Raw genomic sequence first — 17,370 nt, 5'->3', positions numbered from 1 at the left:
CCGATGTCCTTCACCGTCGCTCTTGTCGGTCGGCCGAATGTCGGCAAATCGACTCTGTTCAACCGTTTGGCCGGCAAGAAGCTGGCGCTGGTCGACGACACGCCCGGCGTGACGCGCGACTGGCGCTCGGCCCCCGCCCGCGTGGGCGGGCTGTCCTTCACCGTGGTCGACACCGCGGGCCTGGAGGACGTCACCGACGACAGCCTGGAGGCGCGCATGCGCCGCCAGACCGAACGCGCCTTGGAACGCGCCGACGTGGCGCTGTTCATCGTGGACGCCCGCACCGGCATCACGCCGCTGGACCGCCATTTCGCGGCTTTGCTGCGCAAGAGCAAGACCCCGGTGATCCTCGTCGCCAACAAGGCGGAAGGCAAGGTGGGGATGACCGGCCTCTACGAGGCCTTCGAGCTTGGCCTGGGTGACCCCCTCGCTCTGTCGGCGGAGCATGGTGAGGGCATGGCCGATCTGGTCGAAGCCCTGCTGCCCTACGCCCCGCCGGAACCGGAGGCGGTCGAGAAGGCCGCGGCCCCCGCCAGGGGCGAGGGGGAGGAGGAACTGCCCGTCGGCGACCAGCCGGAAACCGACGAGGAGCGCGCGCGCCCGATCCAGATCGCCATCGTCGGTCGTCCGAACGTCGGCAAGTCGACCCTGCTGAACGCCCTGATCGGCGAGGAGCGTGTGCTGACCGGTCCCGAGGCCGGCATGACGCGCGACGCCATCAGCGTCGATTGGGAGTGGCGCGGCCGCAAGTTCCGGCTGGTCGACACCGCCGGCATGCGCCGGCGCGCCCGCGTCGATGCCAAGGTGGAGAAGCTGGCCGTTGCCGACGCCCTGCGCGTCGTCCGCATGGCGCAGGTCGTCCTCCTCGTGGTCGATGCCAACCAGATCCTCGATAAGCAGGACCTGACCATCGCCCGCACGGTGGTGGAGGAAGGCCGCGCCCTGGTCATCGCCCTGAACAAGTGGGACGCCGTGGACGACCGCGCCATGGCCCTGCGTCAGGTCGAGGACAAGCTCCAGGCCGCTCTGGCCCAGATCAAGGGCGTGGAGGTCGTGACCATCTCCGCCCTGCAGGGCAAGAAGCTGGACACGCTGCTGGATTCGATCCTGTCGACCTACGGGCAGTGGAACCGCCGCATCCCGACCGCCCAGCTCAACCGCTGGATCGAAGGCGTCCTGGATCACCACCCGCCGCCCCTGGTCGAGGGCCGTCGCGTAAAGATCCGCTACGCCACACAGGTGAAGACGCGGCCGCCGACCGTGGCGCTGTTTGTGAACAAGCCGCTGGATCTGCCGGAAAGCTACCAGCGCTACCTGATCGCGCATCTGCGCGAGACGTTCGACCTGCCGGGCGTGCCGGTGCGGCTGCTCCTGCGCAAGCAGAAGAACCCCTACGCGGACGATTGATTGAACGTGAGGGGTGGCGGCCCGTTGCCGCCGCCCTTCAAACCTCTTACCCCTGCGCCGACACGACCTCGCCGTGGCGGGTGCAGGAGGCTTCGGCCAGAGCCACGAAGGCCTCGGCCACGTCGTCCGGCTGGGCCAGCTTGGTCTGGTCCTCGCCGGGGAAGGCCTGCATGCGCAGCTTGGTCGCCACGATGCCGGGATCGACCAGATTGACGCGCAGGTTCGACGAGGCGATTTCCATCGCGTAGGTCTTCACCATCATCTCCAGCGCCGCCTTGCTGGCCCCGTAGGGGCTCCAGTAGGGGTAGGGCGCGTTCGCGGCACCCGAGGTAACGAAGATGGCGCGCCCCGCGTCGGACGCGCGCAGCAGGCGGTCGAAAGAGCGGATCAGGCGGAAATTGGCCGTGACGTTCACGTCCATCACGCGCTGCCACAGCTTCGGATCGTAATGGGCGACCGGCCCAAGCGCTTCCAGAACGCCGGCGTTGCTGACCAGGATGTCGAGCTTCCCGAACCGCTCGAAGATCGAGTAGCCGAGTTGGTCGATCTTGTCGAACTGGCGCAGGTCCAGCGGGACCAGCGTGGCGTTCCGGCCCGTGGCCTGGAAGATCGCGTCGTCGGTTTCCTCAAGACCGCCGACGGTGCGGGCGGCGAGGATGACGTGGGCGCCTTCGGCGGCGAAGCGCTTGGCGACGGCGGCGCCGATGCCGCGCGAGGCGCCGGTGATGAGGGCGGTGCGGCCGGAAAGACGGGACATGGCGGCGACTCGACGATGTTCGGTAGCGGGATTGGCAAACGGGCCGGTCCGCTGGGTTGCGGCCGGCCCGTCGCGGCGGTGGTCAAGCGGTCAGGCGCGGATGCGGACGTTCGCCTCGACCGGCGGATGGTCCAGCGCGTCGGTCAGCGCGATGGGGTAGTCGCCGGTGAAACAGGCGTCGCAGAAGGTCAGCTTCTGCGGGTCGCGGCGCTCCTCGCCCATGGCGCGGTAGAGACCGTCCAGCGAGATGAAGGCGAGGCTGTCGGCCTGGATGAAGTCGCGCATCTCCTCCACCGACATGCGGTGGGCGAGCAGCTTGCTCTGCTCCGGCGTGTCGATGCCGTAGAAGCAGGGGTGCGAGGTCGGCGGGCTGGAAATGCGCATATGCACCTCCTTCGCCCCGGCGGCGCGCACCATCTCGACGATCTTCTTGGAGGTCGTGCCGCGCACGATGCTGTCGTCCACCAGCACCACCCGCTTGCCCTCGATCATGGCGCGGTTGGCGTTGTGCTTCAGCTTCACGCCCAGATGGCGGATCTGGTCGGTCGGCTCAATGAAGGTGCGGCCGACATAATGGTTGCGGATGATGCCCAGCTCGAAGGGCACGCCGCTCTGCGTGGCGTAGCCGAGGGCCGCCGGCACGCCGCTGTCCGGAACCGGCACCACCACGTCGGCCTCGATCCCCGATTCGCGGGCCAGTTCGGCGCCGATCCGCTGGCGGGCGTTGTAGACGGAGGAGCCCTCCATCACGCTGTCGGGCCGCGCGAAGTAGATGTATTCGAAGATGCAGAAGCGGCGGCCCTGCGGCTGGAAGGGGCGCAGGCTCTGCACGCCCTGGTCGTTCAGCACAACCATCTCGCCCGGCTCGACGTCGCGCACATACTCGGCGCCGACGATGTCCAGGGCGCAGGTCTCGCTGGTCACGATGTGGGTGTCGCCCAGCTTGCCCAGAACCAGCGGGCGCACGCCCAACGGATCGCGCACGCCGATCACTTCGTTCGGGGTGAGCGCCACCAGGGAGAAGGCGCCTTCGACCTGCCGCACCGCCTCGATCAGCCGGTCCACCGGCGAACCGCCCCGCGCGATGGCCATCAGATGGACGATCGTCTCGGTGTCCGTGGTGGACTGGAACAGGCAGCCGCGGCGGACGAGCTGGCGGCGCAGCGTGTGCGCGTTGGTCAGGTTGCCGTTGTGGGCCAGCGCGAAACCGCCGAACTCGAAGTCGGCGTAGAGCGGCTGGACGTTGCGGATCGTCGTGTCGCCGGTGGTGGCGTAGCGGACGTGGCCGATGGCCTGCGGCCCCTTGAGCTTGCCGATGATCGCTTCCGACGAGAAGTGATCGCCGACGAGGCCGAGCGTGTGCTCCAGATGGAAGCGGTCGCCGTCGTGGCTGACGATGCCGCAGGCTTCCTGGCCGCGATGCTGCAGCGCATGCAGGCCGAGCGCGGTGATGGCCCCCGCCTGCGGATGGCTGTGGATGCCGAACACGCCGCACTCCTCGCGCAGCTTGTCGTCGTCGAACGGATGCGTCGTCAGCATCGGAAGATCCTCGTCATACACAGCATCACCAAAGGGCATTGCCCCGGCGGCCTCTTTGCCAGCGGGGCGTTACTCACAGGCACTCTGCACCATGCGGCGTTCAGCGTGCGTTCTGGATCAGTCGCTCAAGGTCGCCGCGGTCCCGGTCCTTATAGCCGGTATCGGATTGCGACGCACCACCGGTCTTCGGCGCACCGGGAACCGGCGTGGACAGGCGGTCCAACGCCTCCTTGGCCTCCACCGCCTGCCGCGCGCGCTCCCGCGCCATGTCCATCTGGCCCAGCCCGTCCTTGCGCAGCGACTCCGGCATCACCTCGTAGATCATGGCGGCACCGGACACCAGCATTGGCCGGGTCTTGGCGCTCTGCAGCCACGCCGGATGCTCCGCCGGGTTCGGCACCAGCCAGGCGAAGAAGAGATAGGCGACGGAGGCGAGGATTGCACCCTTCAGCAGGCCGAAGACGAAGCCCAGCGAGCGGTCGAGCGCCGAAAGGCCGGAATTCTGCACCCCGCGCGACACGACGCGGCCCAGGATTGTCAAAACCACAAGGCTGACGACGAACAGCGCCACCGCCGACGCGGCGTAGGCGGCCATCTCGACATGGATGTAGGTTTGCGCAATGGGCAGCACGTGGGGCAGGGCGTTCAGCGTGATCAGCGCCGCGCCGACCCAGGCGGCGACCGACAGCACCTCGGCCACCATGCCGCGGGTGAAGGCCAGCAGGGCCGACAGCAAAAGCACCACGATGACGGCCAGATCCGCCGGGTTGATCGGGAAGGTGTCCATAACGCCGCTACGCCTCGTGCGCTTTCGCTTCAGATGCTTGTGTCAATCCCGGCCGCGCGGCGGACGGGGTCCCGATCCGGCCTGGAACAGCGGCAGCAATTCGCTGAGCTGCTGCAGCTCGACCGACTTCAGGCCGGTGTCGCCGCGCCCCGGCTTCTTGCCGTTCCGTCTAGCCGGAAAGATCGCCGTTGAAAACCCCAGCTTCGCGGCTTCCTTCAGCCGGGCGTCGCTCTGGCCAACGGCGCGCACCTCGCCCGACAGGCCGATCTCGCCGAAGACCACGGCGTCGGCGGGCACCGGCTCCCCGGTCAGCGAGGACACCAGCGCCGCGGCGACCGCGAGGTCCGCCGCCGGTTCTGTGATGCGCAGACCGCCGGCCACGTTCAGATAGACGTCGTTGGCGCCGATCTGCACACCGCAGCGCGCCTCCAGCACCGCCAGGACCATGGCGAGCCGCGCCGAGTCCCAGCCGACCACCGCGCGCCGCGGCGTGCCGAGCGGGGAAGGGGCGACCAGCGCCTGGACCTCCACCAGCACGGGGCGGGTGCCCTCCATGCCGGCGAAGACCGCGGCGCCCGACACGTCGCCGCGCCGCTCCGCCAGGAACAGGGCGGAGGGGTTGGCGACCTCGCCCAGCCCGCCGTCGGTCATCTCGAACACGCCGATCTCGTCCGTCGCGCCGAAGCGGTTCTTCACCGCGCGCAGGATGCGGAACTGGTGGCCGCGCTCGCCTTCGAAATAGAGGACCGTGTCCACCATGTGCTCCAGCACGCGGGGGCCGGCGATGGTGCCTTCCTTGGTGACGTGGCCGACCAGCAGCAGGACGCAGCCGCGCCGCTTGGCGACGCGGATCAGCTCCTGCGCGCTCGCCCGGACCTGGGCGACGGTGCCGGGGGCGCTGTCCAGATTGTCCACGTACATGGTCTGGATCGAGTCGATCACGACCACCTCCGGCCCGTCGGTGCCGTCCAGCGAGGCGACGATGTCGCGCACGCTGGTCGCCGAGGCGAGCTGGACCGGCGCGGCGGCGCAGCCCAGCCGGACGGCGCGCAGCCGCACCTGATCCACCGCCTCTTCGCCGGAGACGTAGGCGCAGCGGTGTTCCTGCGACAGCCGGGCCATGGCCTGGAGGAGAAGGGTCGATTTGCCGATGCCGGGGTCGCCGCCGATCAGGATCGCCGATCCGGGGACGAGGCCGCCGCCGCAGACGCGGTCGAACTCCTCGATGCGGGTCATGCGGCGCGGCGGCGCCTCGCTGGACCCGGCCAGCCCGACGAAATCCAGCCGGCGCCCGCGTGCCACGCCCAATCCCTTGGGGGCGGCTTCCGGGGCGGCTTCCTCGACGAGGGTGTTCCATTCGCCGCAGGCGTCGCAGCGACCCGCCCATTTCGGGAAGGACGCGCCGCAAGCCTGACAGACGTAGCGGGTGGTTGGCTTTGCCAAAGGTCTAGCGATTGGTTGGAGCGGCAGCGCCCCACATATAGCAAGCGGACGTTCTAAATCCTATGGCAGAGGTGATAAAAAGCTGGGGCTTTTCTCGGCCGTTCCGGTGATAGGTTCTGCCCCGAGATCATGATGAACAACGGATACGAGGTGACACGGTGGCGGACAAGGACGCGCGGAAGATCCCGCTGCACGGGGCGGAGGAGTTCGAGGCGATTCGCAAGGCCGGGCGGCTGGCCGCGGCGACGCTCGATCACATCACGCCCCACGTGGTGCCGGGGGTCAGCACGGGCCATCTGAACCGTCTGATCGAGGCGTTCATGCGGGACAACGGCGCGATCCCCGCGACCCTCGGCTATCACGGCTATCCGGCGGCGAGCTGCATTTCGCCGAACCATGTGGTGAACCACGGCATTCCGTCCGACGACAAGACGCTGGTCGACGGCGACATCGTGAACATCGACGTGACGGTGATCCTGGACGGCTGGTACGGCGACACCAGCCGCATGTTCTTCGTCGGCGAGAAGATCGGGGTGAAAGCGCGCAAGCTGGTGGACATCACCTATCAGGCAATGATGGCCGGCATCGCGCAGGCCAAGCCGGGCAATCATCTGGGCGACATCGGCCACGCCATCCAGACCCTGGCCGAATCCCACCGCTACGGCGTGGTGCGCGACTTCGGCGGGCACGGCATCGGGCGGGTGTTCCACGACGCGCCCCATGTCGACCATTTCGGCAAGCGGGGCACCGGGGTTCTGCTGGTTCCGGGCATGGTCTTCACCATCGAGCCCATGCTCAACGCCGGAAAGCCGGATGTGAAGATCCTGTCGGACGGCTGGACCACCGTCACCCGCGACCGCTCCCTGTCCGCCCAGTTCGAGCATCAGGTCGGCATCACCGAGACGGGCTGCGAGATCTTCACCCAGTCCCCGGCGGGCTTCACCCAGCCCCCTTATGGGGCCGCGGCATGAGCGAGGAACTGAAGCCCTGGACCGTCCTGGGCCGCCGGACCCTGCTCGACGCCGGCCCCTTCGTCCGGGTGCACGCCGACACCATCGAGACCCCGGAAGGCCGGCGGGTGGAGGATTTCTACCAGGTCGAACAGGGCGACTTCGTTCAGATGTTCGTGGAGGACGAGCACGGCCGTGTCCTGATGCTGCGCCAGTACAAGCATGGTCCACGCCGCGTCAGCCAGACCTTTCCCGCGGGAGGGATCGATCCGGGAGAAGCCCCCCTGGCTGCGGCGAAGCGGGAATTGCTGGAGGAGACGGGCTATGCCGCGGAGGACTGGACCGCGCTCGGTTCCTACGTGGTGCAGGCCAACCAGCGCGGCTGCGTCTGCCATCTGTTCCACGCCCGCAAAGCCCGAAAGGTGGCCGAGGCGGAATCCGGCGATCTGGAGGAGATGCGGCTGGAGTTGCTGACCCGCGCCGAACTGATCACGGCGGCGGCAGAGGGCGACTACGCCCTGCTGCCGGTCGTCGCCATGCTGGGCGCCGTTCTGCTGCCAGAACTGCGCGACAGCCTCGCGCGGTCGGCGGCGCGTCCGGCGCCGTAAGGCTCACTTCTCCTCGGTCGGACCGGCGAAGAAATGGGCGAGCGCGTCGGCGGCTTCGAGCGACAGCGGGTTGTCGTTCTTGATGAGCTGCTCGTGAGCGCTCTTGATGGTCTGCACCGTCTCCTCGTTGGTCAGCAGACCCTTGGCCTGGAGCGTCTCCAGAATCTTGGCGCTCAGCATGAAGCTCGCGAAGGCCAGTCCGTTCGTGGTGATGTCCGCCATGCTCGTCTCTCCGATGGGAAACCGGCCTGATGGGGCCGGCGTATGTCGTCGCCGACCCTACCGGGTGGCCGGTTAATTTTGCACGAACCGTTGATCGGGTGCGTCAGAGCGCCCGCACCTGCATCTTGATCGGCCCCTCGCCCCGGCCATGGACGAACTGGTCCACGTGGGGGTTGCCGGAATGGTCGATGTCGTTGGCGTGGCCGGTCCAGATGATCCGGCCCTGGTAGATCATCGCCACGCGGTCGGCGATCTTGCGGGCCGAGGCCATGTCGTGGGTGATGGTCACGGCGGTGGCGCCCAGATCCTTCACGCACTTCACGATCAGCTCGTTGATCACGTCGGCCATGATCGGGTCGAGGCCGGTCGTCGGCTCGTCGAAGAAGATGATCTCCGGCTCGTCGGCGATGGCGCGGGCGAGGCCGACGCGCTTCTGCATGCCGCCCGACAGCTCCGAAGGGAACAGCTCGCCCACCTCCGGACCGAGGCCGACGGCCCCCATCTTGGCGATGGCGATGTCCTTGGCCTTGGCGCGCGGCATGTGCTCGCCCTGGATCAGGCCGAAGGCGACGTTCTCCCAGACTTTCAGGCTGTCGAACAGGGCGGCGCCCTGGAACAGCATGCCGAACTTGTGCAGCAGCTTCTCCCGCTCGCGCGGGCGCAGCTTCGTCGTCTCCTCGCCGTCCACACGGATGGAACCGCTGTCCGGGGACAGGAGGCCGAGGATGCATTTCAGCATCACCGACTTGCCGGTGCCGGACCCGCCGATGACGACCAGCGATTCGCCACGCCCGACCTCCAGGTCGATGCCGTTCAGAACAACCTTCGGACCGAAGGCCTTGTGCACGTTCTTCAGCGAAATCTTCGGCGGATGAGCGGGGGGGACCTGCGACATGACTCGGCTCATTGGTCTGCGCTCACTTCGTCGAGAAGAAGATGCCGGTGATGAGGTAGTTCCACACCAGGATCAGGATGGAGGCCGACACCACCGCGTTGGTCGTCGCCGCACCCACGCCCTGGGCGCCGCCGCGCGAATGGTAGCCGTGGTAGCAGCCCATCAGCGACACCATGAAACCGAACACCGCCGCCTTGACGAGGCCGGAGATCACGTCGACCGGCTCCAGGAACTCCCAGGTCCGGCCGATGTAGGAGGCCGGGTTGAAGTCCAGCCGGTAGACGCCGACCAGGAAGCCGCCGAACACGCCGATGATGTCCGCCACCAGCACCAGCAGCGGCAGCATGGTCAGCCCGGCGATCAGGCGCGGCGCCACCAGATACTTGAAGGGGTTCGTGGACAGGGTCGACAGCGCGTCGATCTGCTCGGTCACGCGCATCGTGCCGATCTCGGCGGCCATGGCGGCGCCGATGCGCCCGGCGACCATCAGGCCGCCCAGCACCGGCCCCAGCTCGCGCGTCACCGACAGGGCGACCACCGTGGCGATGGCGCCCTCCGCCTGGAAGCGGGAAAAGCCGGAATAGCTCTGCAGCGCCAGCACCATGCCGGTGAACAGCGCGGTCAGCCCGACCACCGGCAGCGAGTAGTAACCGATGTCGATCATCTGGCGCAGGATCTGCCGCGGGTAGAGCGGCGGACGCACGCAGTGCGACAGGGCGGCGGCGGTGAACATGGCGAGCTTTCCGGTGGCTTCCAGAAAGATCAGGAAGGCCCGTCCGGTGGCGGCAAGGAAACCCATCAAGCGACCTCAGGCGGCGGCGGGTCGCGGTAGACCCTGTGGTAACGCGCGCCCAGCGAGGTCAGGATCTCGTAGCCGATGGTTCCGCCCTCGCTCGCCACGGTGTCCACCGGGCGGTTCGGACCGATCAGCTCCACCAGGCCGCCGGGCGTCACCGCCTCGTCGGGAAGGTGGCTGACATCCACCGTGATCAGATCCATCGAAACACGCCCAACCACCGGGGCGGCCACGCCGTTGACGAAGACATGACCGCGCCCGCTGAGCGAGCGCAGATATCCGTCGGCATAACCCACTGCGATGGTTGCGATTTTGCCTCTCGCCGCAACGCGGTGCGTGGCACCGTAGCCAACGGTCATAGGGCTGTCAACGTTGCGCACCTGAAGCAGCCGGGCGTCGAGCCGGATGGTGCCCCGCATCGGGTTGGCCGCGCCGGGCGTCGGATTGACGCCGTACAGCGCGCAGCCGGGCCGCACGAGGTCGAAATGGAAGGCCGGACCGTGGAAGATCCCGGAGGAGTTGGCGAAACTCGCCTTGGCCGCGGGCAGCCGGCCGACCGCCGAGCGGAAGCGCCCGAGCTGCTGGCTGTTCATCACCGCGTCTTCGTCGGCGCAGGCGAGGTGGGTCATCCAGACCTGGACGTCCACCCCATCCAGCCGGGAGAGGTCGTCGACGAGCGTGTCCAGCTCGTCCGGGCCGAGCCCGAGTCGGTTCATGCCCGTGTCGATGTGGACGACCGCGGGCAAGGCCGTTCCGTGGGCCTTGGCGTGGGACTGCCAAGCGGCGATATCGCCGAGGTGATTCAGCACCGGCAGGATGCGGTGGGCGGTGAAGTCCGGCGCGGTGCCGACGGGGAGACCGCCCAGCGACAGCACGCGGGCCTCCGCCGGCGCCACGGCGCGCACGGCCAAAGCCTCCTCGAACTGGGCGACCACGAAGGTCCGGCAGCCGGCGGCGGCCAGCGCCGGAACGACCCGCTCCCCCCCTAGGCCATAGGCGTTCGCCTTGACCACGGCGGCGCATTCGGCGGGCGCCACCCGGTCGCGGAGCTGCGTCCAGTTGGCGACCACGGCGCCGAGGTCGATGGTCAGGACGGCGCCGGCGCGTGCCAGCGGATCACTCAGTGGGGCCGAAGTCATGGGTCGTGTCGAGGTCGCCGAATTTCGTGAACTGTCCGTCGAAGAACATGCGGACGCTGCCGATCGGGCCGTGGCGCTGCTTGGCGATGATCGCCTCCGCGGTGTTGTGCACCTCGGCGTAGCGCTTCTGCCAGTTGGCATAGCGGTCGTTGTACTTGTCCTCCGTCTCCTCCGGCCGGCGGGCCGGCTCGGCGCGCTCAAGATAGTACTGTTCGCGGTAAACGAACATCACGACGTCGGCGTCCTGCTCGATGGAGCCCGATTCGCGCAGGTCGGCGAGCTGCGGCCGCTTGTCCTCGCGCATTTCGACGGCGCGGCTGAGCTGGGACAGCGCCAGCACCGGAACCTCCAGTTCCTTGGCGATGGCCTTCAGGCCGCGGGTGATCTCCGAGATTTCCTGCACGCGGTTCTCGTTGCCCTTGGTCGAGCCGCCGCGCAGGAGCTGGAGATAGTCCACCACCACCATGCCCAGCCCGTGCGTGCGCTTCAGCCGGCGGCAGCGGGTGCGCACCGCGGCGATGGTCAGGGCGGGCGTGTCGTCCACGAAGAAGGGGACGCGGCTGAGTTCCTGGCTGGCCGCCACGAATTTGGGGAAGTCGCTGTCCTTGATCTCGCCGCGGCGGATCTTGTCGCCCGACACCTCGGCCTCGCCGGCCAGGATACGGGTGGCGAGCTGCTCCGCCGACATTTCCAGCGAGAAGAAGCCGACCGGCGCGCCCTCGCCGCCGTTGGTGCGCATGTGCGCCTTGGCGGCGTTGAAGGCGATGTTGGTCGCCAGCGCCGTCTTGCCCATGGAGGGGCGCCCGGCGAGGATGATGAGGTCCGACGGATGCAGGCCGCCCAGCTTGCGGTCCATGTCGCGCAGGCCGGTGGTCACGCCGGTGACGTGGCTGGACCGCCGGAAGGCCGTCTCCGCCGTGGCGATCGCCGCCTTCAGCGACTCGGAGAAGGCGATGAAGCCGCCGCGCACGTCGCCGGTCGAGGCGAGGTCGAACAGCTGCTTCTCCGCCGTCTCGATCTGGTCCATGGCGTCGATGTCGAGGTCGTGCTGGTACGCCTCGTTCACCATATCCGTGCCGACCTCGATCAACTGCCGGCGCAGGAAGAGGTCGTGGATCGTCTTGCCGTAATCGCCCGCGTTGACCACCGTCACGACGTTGGCGGCGAGCTGCGCGAGATAGCCGGCGCCGCCGTCCGGCGCCAGCTCGACGTCGTTGTCGAAGTAGGCCTTCAGAGTCACCGGATTGGCGATCTGGCCGCGCTCCACCATCTTGGCGATGGCCGAGAAGATGCGTTGGTGCGCCGGGTCGTAGAAATGCTCGGCGCGCAGGAACTCGCCGACCTTCTCATACGCCTTGTTGTTCACCAGGATGGCGCCGAGGAGCGCCTGTTCCGCCTCCTCGTTGTGCGGCGGCGTGCGGTATTCCGCCGTGGGCTTCGCGGCACCGGCACGGGACAGCCCGCCGTCGAGGGGGCGCGGCTCGAAAAGCTGGGTGGTCTTGTCATCCATGGCGGCACTTTAGCAAAGGGCGGGACGCAAAGCTGTGCGATCGGGTTAAGGATACCCACATTCCTGTGAGTAACTTTCATCCACAGCCGGTGAAAGCTGGGGGCAATGGCAAATTCCAATGTCACATCAACGTGTTGGGCTTTGGTAAACTCTGTGTGTCGATGTGGCGCGAACGCCTCGGGTCAAGAGTTGTTGGCGCCGATGATCCGACCCGTCCGCAAGGGCGGTGGCACGGCGCAGGTCAGGGCCGTTTCGGTGCGATGCATATAATCGCGGACGAGCGGAACGGCGCCCTGCGAGCGGGCCAGTTGCATTTGGAAAACCATGTGCCCCTGGTAGCGGAAGCTGATCTCCGCCCCCGCCAGATAGAACTCCCACATCCGGCAAAAGCGTTCGTCGTACAGGGCGCGGGCGTCCTCCCGCCGGGCCGCGAAGCGTTCCCGCCAGTGGCGCAGCGTCTCGGCGTAGTGGAGGCGCAGGATTTCGATGTCGGTGTTCCACAGCCCAGCCTTCTCCACCGCCGGGATCACCTCCGACAGTGCGGGCGAGTAGCCGCCTGGGAAGATGTACTTGCGGAACCATGGGTTGGTTGAGCCAGGCCCCTCGGACCGGCCGATGGAATGAAGCAGCGCCACCCCGTCCTCGGCCAGCAGGTCGCGCAGCTTGGCGAAGAAGGCCGGATAATGGGGCACGCCGACATGCTCGAACATGCCGACCGAGACGATGCGGTCGAAGCGCCCCTCCATCTCCCGGTAGTCGCGCCGTTCGAACCGGACCCGCCCCGACAGCCCGGTAAGGGCCGCCCGCTCCCGCGCGATGGCAAGTTGTTCGGCGGACAAGGTGATTCCGGTGACCTGGGCACCGGTCATGCGGGCGAGATAGAGCGCCATGCCGCCCCAGCCGCAGCCGACGTCGAGGACCCGCATGCCCGGCTGGAGCAGCAGCTTCGCCGCGATGTGCCGCTTCTTGGCCTCCTGCGCCTCGTCCAGCCCGACGCCGGGCGCGGTGAAATAGGCGCAGGAATATTGCATATCACGGTCGAGAAACAGCTCGAAGAATGCCCGAGACAGGTCGTAATGATGGGCGACGTTGCGCCGCGACCGCCTCAGCGGATTGTTCTGTTGGGCGAGACGCAGAGCGGGGGAGAGGGTTTCCCGGAGACGGCCCAGAAAGCCCTGGACATTCTCCGTCCCGGCGCACAGCAGCGCCAGGAAATCGTATATTGAGCCGCCCTCGATGGAGAGGCGGCCCTCCATGTAGGCTTCCCCGAATCGAAGCCGCGGGTTCACCACGAGGTCGCGGTGCAGAGCCTTGTCGTGCAGGCGCAGCGTGAGGGAAGGGGTGCCGACCCCCACCCGGTGTCTGCGACCATCGGCACCGACGATGTCCAGGGCGCCGGCGGTCAAGGCCGGGCTGAGCAGGCGGGCTAGCAGCATCGCGCGTCTCCGCATCGGTCGAACACGACTCGGTCTGGTTCCTTCGCCGCAAGCGAATCACCGGAAACCAGAGTCGGGGTTTGGAGCGGAGGGAGGCAATCTGTCGGACGGGGCAGGGGACGGGGCGTCCGGCGCATCCGGATGGGGAGCCTGATGGGGGAGCTGGGCGTTGCAGGCCTATAAAGCGGAAAAGCCGCCTCGCCCCCTTGAGGGGCGGGCGGCTTCCGGACGAGCGGACTGGTCTCGTTGAGCGGGCGGTCAGCCCTCCTCGGAAACCTCGGCCTCGGTGGCCTCGGCGGCCTCCTCGATCTCATCCTCGTCGTCGCGCAGGTCGGCCGCGGTGACCATGCCGCCGCGGGAGAGCTGCAGCTCGGCCTCTTCCTGCGAGCGGGCGACGTTCACCGTGACGGAGACGCTCACCTCGGGGTGCAGGACGACGCGCAGCTTGAACAGGCCCAGCGTCTTGATCGGGGTCTCGATCGACACCTGCTTGCGGTCGACCTTGTAGCCGGCGGCGTCAAGGGCGTCCGCGACGTCGCGCGGCGTCACCGAACCGTACAGCACGCCGGTCTCGCCGGCCTGACGGATCACGACGACCGTCACGTCGTTCATCTTGGCGGCCACCTGCTCGGCGTCCTTGCGGCGCTCCAGGTTGACGGCCTCCAGGTGGGCCTTCTGCTTCTCGAAGAACGCCATGTTCGCCTTGGTGGCGCGCATGGCCTTCTTCTGCGGCAGCAGATAGTTGCGGGCGAAGCCGGGACGCACCTTCACGACCTGGCCCATCTGGCCGAGCTTCTCGACCCGCTCCAGCAGAATAACTTCCATCACTCGTCCTCCTGATCGGGGCCGGCGGGCCGGAGACGGCGACGCAGCCCAATCCATTGCTCGATCATGCCCAGACCGACCATCAGCACGATCGGCCAACCGAAAAGAAACAGGAACATGTAGAACCCGATGAGGATCGGCAGCTTGGCCGATCGGCTCCGGGCGAACACATGCACCACCGAAAGCCCGGCAAAGGCGAACGGCAAGGCCAGGATCAGCGCGGCGTTGACCGCGAGGAACCCGACCGGGTCCGGCGCCAGGGAGGCCACCACCAGGGCCGCCAGGAACGCGGTGGAGAGCCACCCCGGCAGTTCCAGGTCGTCCAACCGCATGGCGGGGCGCTGGTTGCGGCCGAACCGCATCAGGGCACCCTGCGCCAGGGCTCCGTTCACGATCGTCATGACGAGCCATGAGATCACCGCGAAGCCCGGCAACACCTCGGCCATCCAGATGTCCTGCGGGTCCGGGGCCTGCTGGCCCTGCGCGGAGAACATCTGGTCCGCCATGCGGCCCAGCGTTTCCCGCACCGCGCCCTCCAGCCCGCCGGGCTGATCGAGCGTCAGAACCGCGGCGCCCAGAAGGCCCGCCAGTCCCATTCCGGTCAGCGCCATCAGGAGCCGGCCCGGAGGATACCATTCCACACTCCCGTCGGGAGCCGCCCGTGCCAGCAGCGCCTGCCGCACCACCAGAATGACCGGGACAGCCGCGGTCACCAGATAGGCGAGAGACACCATAAGGCTGGACGACACCGCCAGGACCGCCACCGTCCCCGCCGCACCGGCGAGAAGGGAAGCGGTGGAGCCGAGCCACAGTCCCGCGAGGAACAGTGGCAACGGCGCCAGATAGCCCAGGATCAGCGCCCCGAACCCGCCGAACAGAACGGCGAGGTAGAAAAACGCGCTGACCACGCCGACACCGATGGCAGCCGCCAGAGGGGCGGCCAGGGGCGAGGCCATGGGATTACCTTTGCCTGTTGTCCGCTTCGGGTCCTTACTTCACCACGTAGGGAAGCAGGGCCAGGAAACGGGCGCGCTTGATGGCGCGGGCGAGTTCGCGCTGCTTCTTCGCGGAAACCGCGGTGATGCGGCTCGGCACGATCTTGCCACGCTCGGAGATGAAGCGGGACAGGAGCTTGACGTCCTTGTAGTCGATCGCCGGGGCGTTCGCGCCCGAGAACGGGCAGGTCTTGCGGCGGCGGAAGAACGGACGGCGGGGACCGCCACCGGTGCGGGCCGGAGCGCCCGAGGTCTGCTTGTCGGACATTTAGGCGTTCTCCCCTTCGGCAACGGTGGGCTCCTGGCGGCGCGGCGGGCGCGGGCCACGATCGTCGAAGCGGCGCGGGCCACGGTCACCGCGGTCGCCGCGGTCACCACGCTCACCGCGGCTCTGCATCATCACCGACGGGTTGGCGTCCAGCGCATCGACGCGGACGGTCATGAAGCGCAGCACGTCCTCGTTGATGCCCATGTTGCGCTCCATCTCGAGGACGGCGGCGGCGGGGGCGTCAAGGTTGAACAGGGTGTAGTGACCCTTGCGGTTCTTCTTGATCTTGTAGGTGAGCGTCTTCAGACCCCAGTATTCGGTCTTGGCGACCTGGCCGCCGTTGTCGCGAATGATCTGGGCGAACTGCTCGCCGAGCTGCTCGGCCTGGGCGGCCGAGATGTCCTGGCGCGCGATCAGCACGCACTCGTAAAGAGCCATCGTACTCCCCATGGCTGTTCATGGTCCGGCGCTGCGCCCCTTCCCCTATGGATGGGATCAGCCGCCCGGGCCTAGCCGGTGGCACGCGGGCCGCCGGCAAGGAGTTATGAAGCGGCGCAGTATGCACAAAAGCCCTAATCCGACAAGCGGAAACATGAGCCGGCCGGCGATTCCGGTGCCGCCGCCTTCGATGTGCCTTGGAATGGCCCTTCTTTCCATTCGCCTTTGCATCGCAGCAATGAAAAAACGCCGGAAAAGCAACAGAAAGGCACCAATTCCAGCCCTTCAACGTTGAGCATCGCTTGACTTGCCCGAAAGGCCGGGTATGACTGTCGCCGAATTCAACGGCAGCGCCGCGGGTGGCGCGCCTTTTTACTAGGGTTCCCAGACAGCATGACCAGGGCGTTCGTCTTTCCGGGCCAGGGCAGCCAAGCCGTCGGCATGGGCCGTGAGCTGGCCGAGGCGTTCGAGGTCGCGCGGCTCACCTTTGAAGAGGTGGACGACGCGCTGAACCAGCGCCTGTCCCGCCTGATGTTCGAAGGCCCCGAGGCCGACCTGACGCTGACCGAGAACGCCCAGCCGGCCCTGATGGCCGTCAGCGTCGCCGTCCTGCGGGTGCTGAAGGACCAGGGCGGGCTCGACCTGACCAAGCACGCGGCCTTCGTCGCCGGCCATTCGCTCGGCGAGTATTCGGCCCTGTGCGCCGCCGGCGCCTTCACGCTGGCCGACACCGCGCGCCTGCTGAAGCTGCGCGGGCAGGCGATGCAGAAGGCCGTGCCGGTCGGGCAGGGCGCCATGGCCGCCCTGCTGGGCGCCGAGCTGGAGCAGGCCCAGGCGATCGCCGCCGATGCCGCCAAGACTCCCGCGGGCCAGACCGAGGTCTGCACCGTCGCCAACGACAACTCGTCGGGGCAGGTGGTGATCTCCGGCCACGCCGAGGCCATCGACCGTGCCATCGTGATCGCGGCGGAGCGCGGGCTGAAGCGCACCGTGCGCCTGCCGGTGAGCGCGCCCTTCCATTGCCCGCTGATGCAGCCCGCCGCCGACGCCATGGCCGAGGCCCTGGCCAACGTGACGATCGGCGCGCCGGCGGTTCCGGTGGTCGCCAACGTGACCGCGACCGCCGTGTCGGATCCCAACGAGATCCGCCGCCTTCTGGTGGAGCAGGTGACCGGCATGGTTCGCTGGCGCGAGAGCGTGCTCTATATGAAGGAGCAGGGCGTCGACACGCTGGTCGAACTCGGCTCCGGCAAGGTGCTGTCGGGTCTCGCCAAGCGCATCGACAAGGAATTGGCCGGCACCTCCGTTCAGGGCCCGGCCGACGTCGAATCGTTCCTGAAGACCCTGTGAGGCAT

General features: G+C 67.9%; 18 protein-coding genes. 4 read left to right on the top strand and 14 right to left on the bottom strand.

Annotated features, from left to right (window positions below; all coding sequences use genetic code 11):
• Positions 1-3: 3 nt before the first annotated feature.
• Complete coding sequence (gene der, locus H0B54_RS03780) at positions 4-1,407, top strand: ribosome biogenesis GTPase Der (RefSeq protein WP_188259293.1); 1,404 nt, start codon at positions 4-6, stop codon at positions 1,405-1,407.
• Positions 1,408-1,453: 46 nt separating this feature from the next.
• On the opposite strand, the gene H0B54_RS03775 is transcribed toward der, so the two are convergent.
• From H0B54_RS03775 to radA, 4 genes are all read right to left on the bottom strand, one after another.
• The gene (locus tag H0B54_RS03775; protein ID WP_014240364.1) at positions 1,454-2,164 is read right to left on the bottom strand and encodes an SDR family NAD(P)-dependent oxidoreductase; all 711 of its coding nucleotides are present in this window, start codon (positions 2,162-2,164) and stop codon (positions 1,454-1,456) included.
• A 90-nt stretch (positions 2,165-2,254) separates the two neighbouring features.
• Positions 2,255-3,703 (bottom strand): amidophosphoribosyltransferase, encoded by a 1,449-nt coding sequence (gene purF / locus H0B54_RS03770; protein WP_094302167.1) that lies wholly within the window; start codon positions 3,701-3,703, stop codon positions 2,255-2,257.
• Positions 3,704-3,803: 100 nt separating this feature from the next.
• Positions 3,804-4,490: a CvpA family protein gene (locus H0B54_RS03765; protein WP_188259292.1), complete on the bottom strand. Its 687-nt coding sequence runs from the start codon at positions 4,488-4,490 to the stop codon at positions 3,804-3,806.
• A 42-nt stretch (positions 4,491-4,532) separates the two neighbouring features.
• Entirely contained in the window at positions 4,533-5,933 is a 1,401-nt protein-coding gene (gene radA / locus H0B54_RS03760) for a DNA repair protein RadA (RefSeq protein ID WP_041811042.1), read from the bottom strand.
• Between the two features lie 158 nt (positions 5,934-6,091).
• On the opposite strand from radA, the gene map reads away from it, so the two are divergent.
• Both map and H0B54_RS03750 read left to right on the top strand, forming a co-directional pair.
• Positions 6,092-6,904: a type I methionyl aminopeptidase gene (gene map / locus H0B54_RS03755; protein ID WP_188259291.1), complete on the top strand. Its 813-nt coding sequence runs from the start codon at positions 6,092-6,094 to the stop codon at positions 6,902-6,904.
• Complete coding sequence (locus tag H0B54_RS03750; RefSeq protein ID WP_188259290.1) at positions 6,901-7,491, top strand: NUDIX hydrolase; 591 nt, start codon at positions 6,901-6,903, stop codon at positions 7,489-7,491. The genes map and H0B54_RS03750 overlap by 4 nt, the downstream gene beginning before the upstream one ends.
• A 3-nt stretch (positions 7,492-7,494) precedes the next feature.
• Here H0B54_RS03750 and H0B54_RS03745 read toward each other — a convergent pair whose 3' ends face one another.
• From H0B54_RS03745 to rpsF, 10 genes are all read right to left on the bottom strand, one after another.
• On the bottom strand, positions 7,495-7,713 hold the full coding sequence (locus H0B54_RS03745; protein WP_188259289.1) for a hypothetical protein: 219 nt from the start codon (positions 7,711-7,713) through the stop codon (positions 7,495-7,497).
• 103 nt (positions 7,714-7,816) lie between these two features.
• Entirely contained in the window at positions 7,817-8,608 is a 792-nt protein-coding gene (locus tag H0B54_RS03740; RefSeq protein ID WP_246472308.1) for an ABC transporter ATP-binding protein, read from the bottom strand.
• A gap of 22 nt (positions 8,609-8,630) precedes the next feature.
• Positions 8,631-9,407 carry an MlaE family ABC transporter permease gene (locus tag H0B54_RS03735; RefSeq protein WP_094302160.1) on the bottom strand — a complete coding sequence of 259 codons (777 nt, stop codon included), beginning with the start codon at positions 9,405-9,407 and terminating at the stop codon, positions 8,631-8,633.
• On the bottom strand, positions 9,407-10,543 hold the full coding sequence (gene alr, locus H0B54_RS03730; RefSeq protein ID WP_188259288.1) for an alanine racemase: 1,137 nt from the start codon (positions 10,541-10,543) through the stop codon (positions 9,407-9,409). The genes H0B54_RS03735 and alr overlap by 1 nt, the downstream gene beginning before the upstream one ends.
• A complete protein-coding gene (locus tag H0B54_RS03725) occupies positions 10,521-12,053 on the bottom strand; it encodes a replicative DNA helicase (RefSeq protein WP_137138576.1) in 1,533 nt (510 codons plus the stop codon). The genes alr and H0B54_RS03725 overlap by 23 nt, the downstream gene beginning before the upstream one ends.
• A 182-nt stretch (positions 12,054-12,235) precedes the next feature.
• Positions 12,236-13,489 (bottom strand): cyclopropane fatty acid synthase, encoded by a 1,254-nt coding sequence (locus tag H0B54_RS03720; RefSeq protein ID WP_188259287.1) that lies wholly within the window; start codon positions 13,487-13,489, stop codon positions 12,236-12,238.
• A 258-nt stretch (positions 13,490-13,747) separates the two neighbouring features.
• On the bottom strand, positions 13,748-14,314 hold the full coding sequence (gene rplI, locus H0B54_RS03715; protein ID WP_094302156.1) for a 50S ribosomal protein L9: 567 nt from the start codon (positions 14,312-14,314) through the stop codon (positions 13,748-13,750).
• Positions 14,314-15,270, bottom strand: coding sequence for a DUF2232 domain-containing protein (locus H0B54_RS03710; RefSeq protein WP_188259286.1), 957 nt, complete (start codon positions 15,268-15,270; stop codon positions 14,314-14,316). Before H0B54_RS03710 ends, rplI begins: the two co-directional genes overlap by 1 nt.
• Before the next feature lie 34 nt (positions 15,271-15,304).
• Positions 15,305-15,577, bottom strand: coding sequence for a 30S ribosomal protein S18 (gene rpsR / locus H0B54_RS03705; RefSeq protein WP_014240379.1), 273 nt, complete (start codon positions 15,575-15,577; stop codon positions 15,305-15,307).
• Positions 15,578-16,015: a 30S ribosomal protein S6 gene (rpsF, locus tag H0B54_RS03700; protein WP_035673612.1), complete on the bottom strand. Its 438-nt coding sequence runs from the start codon at positions 16,013-16,015 to the stop codon at positions 15,578-15,580. It lies immediately after the preceding gene.
• A gap of 393 nt (positions 16,016-16,408) precedes the next feature.
• Between rpsF and fabD the strand changes: the two genes are divergently transcribed.
• Positions 16,409-17,365: an ACP S-malonyltransferase gene (gene fabD / locus H0B54_RS03695; protein WP_188259285.1), complete on the top strand. Its 957-nt coding sequence runs from the start codon at positions 16,409-16,411 to the stop codon at positions 17,363-17,365.
• Positions 17,366-17,370: the final 5 nt, after the last annotated feature.

Source organism: Azospirillum tabaci (assembly GCF_014596085.1).
In the GTDB taxonomy this organism is placed as follows: domain Bacteria; phylum Pseudomonadota; class Alphaproteobacteria; order Azospirillales; family Azospirillaceae; genus Azospirillum; species Azospirillum tabaci.
This window is presented reverse-complemented; position numbering and strand designations above follow the sequence as displayed.

What these genes read in the sequence shown, in the direction of transcription:
- H0B54_RS03765 (WP_188259292.1), bottom strand. Translation starts at nt 4,490, where the DNA reads ATGGACACCTTCCCGATCAACCCGGCGGATCTGGCCGTCATCGTGGTG.
- rpsF (WP_035673612.1), bottom strand. Translation starts at nt 16,015, where the DNA reads ATGGCTCTTTACGAGTGCGTGCTGATCGCGCGCCAGGACATCTCGGCC.
- der (WP_188259293.1), top strand. Translation starts at nt 4, where the DNA reads ATGTCCTTCACCGTCGCTCTTGTCGGTCGGCCGAATGTCGGCAAATCG.
- H0B54_RS03775 (WP_014240364.1), bottom strand. Translation starts at nt 2,164, where the DNA reads ATGTCCCGTCTTTCCGGCCGCACCGCCCTCATCACCGGCGCCTCGCGC.
- alr (WP_188259288.1), bottom strand. Translation starts at nt 10,543, where the DNA reads ATGACTTCGGCCCCACTGAGTGATCCGCTGGCACGCGCCGGCGCCGTC.
- rpsR (WP_014240379.1), bottom strand. Translation starts at nt 15,577, where the DNA reads ATGTCCGACAAGCAGACCTCGGGCGCTCCGGCCCGCACCGGTGGCGGT.
- H0B54_RS03725 (WP_137138576.1), bottom strand. Translation starts at nt 12,053, where the DNA reads ATGGATGACAAGACCACCCAGCTTTTCGAGCCGCGCCCCCTCGACGGC.
- H0B54_RS03750 (WP_188259290.1), top strand. Translation starts at nt 6,901, where the DNA reads ATGAGCGAGGAACTGAAGCCCTGGACCGTCCTGGGCCGCCGGACCCTG.
- H0B54_RS03735 (WP_094302160.1), bottom strand. Translation starts at nt 9,407, where the DNA reads ATGGGTTTCCTTGCCGCCACCGGACGGGCCTTCCTGATCTTTCTGGAA.
- H0B54_RS03720 (WP_188259287.1), bottom strand. Translation starts at nt 13,489, where the DNA reads ATGCTGCTAGCCCGCCTGCTCAGCCCGGCCTTGACCGCCGGCGCCCTG.
- H0B54_RS03710 (WP_188259286.1), bottom strand. Translation starts at nt 15,270, where the DNA reads ATGGCCTCGCCCCTGGCCGCCCCTCTGGCGGCTGCCATCGGTGTCGGC.
- H0B54_RS03740 (WP_246472308.1), bottom strand. Translation starts at nt 8,608, where the DNA reads ATGTCGCAGGTCCCCCCCGCTCATCCGCCGAAGATTTCGCTGAAGAAC.
- H0B54_RS03745 (WP_188259289.1), bottom strand. Translation starts at nt 7,713, where the DNA reads ATGGCGGACATCACCACGAACGGACTGGCCTTCGCGAGCTTCATGCTG.
- rplI (WP_094302156.1), bottom strand. Translation starts at nt 14,314, where the DNA reads ATGGAAGTTATTCTGCTGGAGCGGGTCGAGAAGCTCGGCCAGATGGGC.
- purF (WP_094302167.1), bottom strand. Translation starts at nt 3,703, where the DNA reads ATGCTGACGACGCATCCGTTCGACGACGACAAGCTGCGCGAGGAGTGC.
- fabD (WP_188259285.1), top strand. Translation starts at nt 16,409, where the DNA reads ATGACCAGGGCGTTCGTCTTTCCGGGCCAGGGCAGCCAAGCCGTCGGC.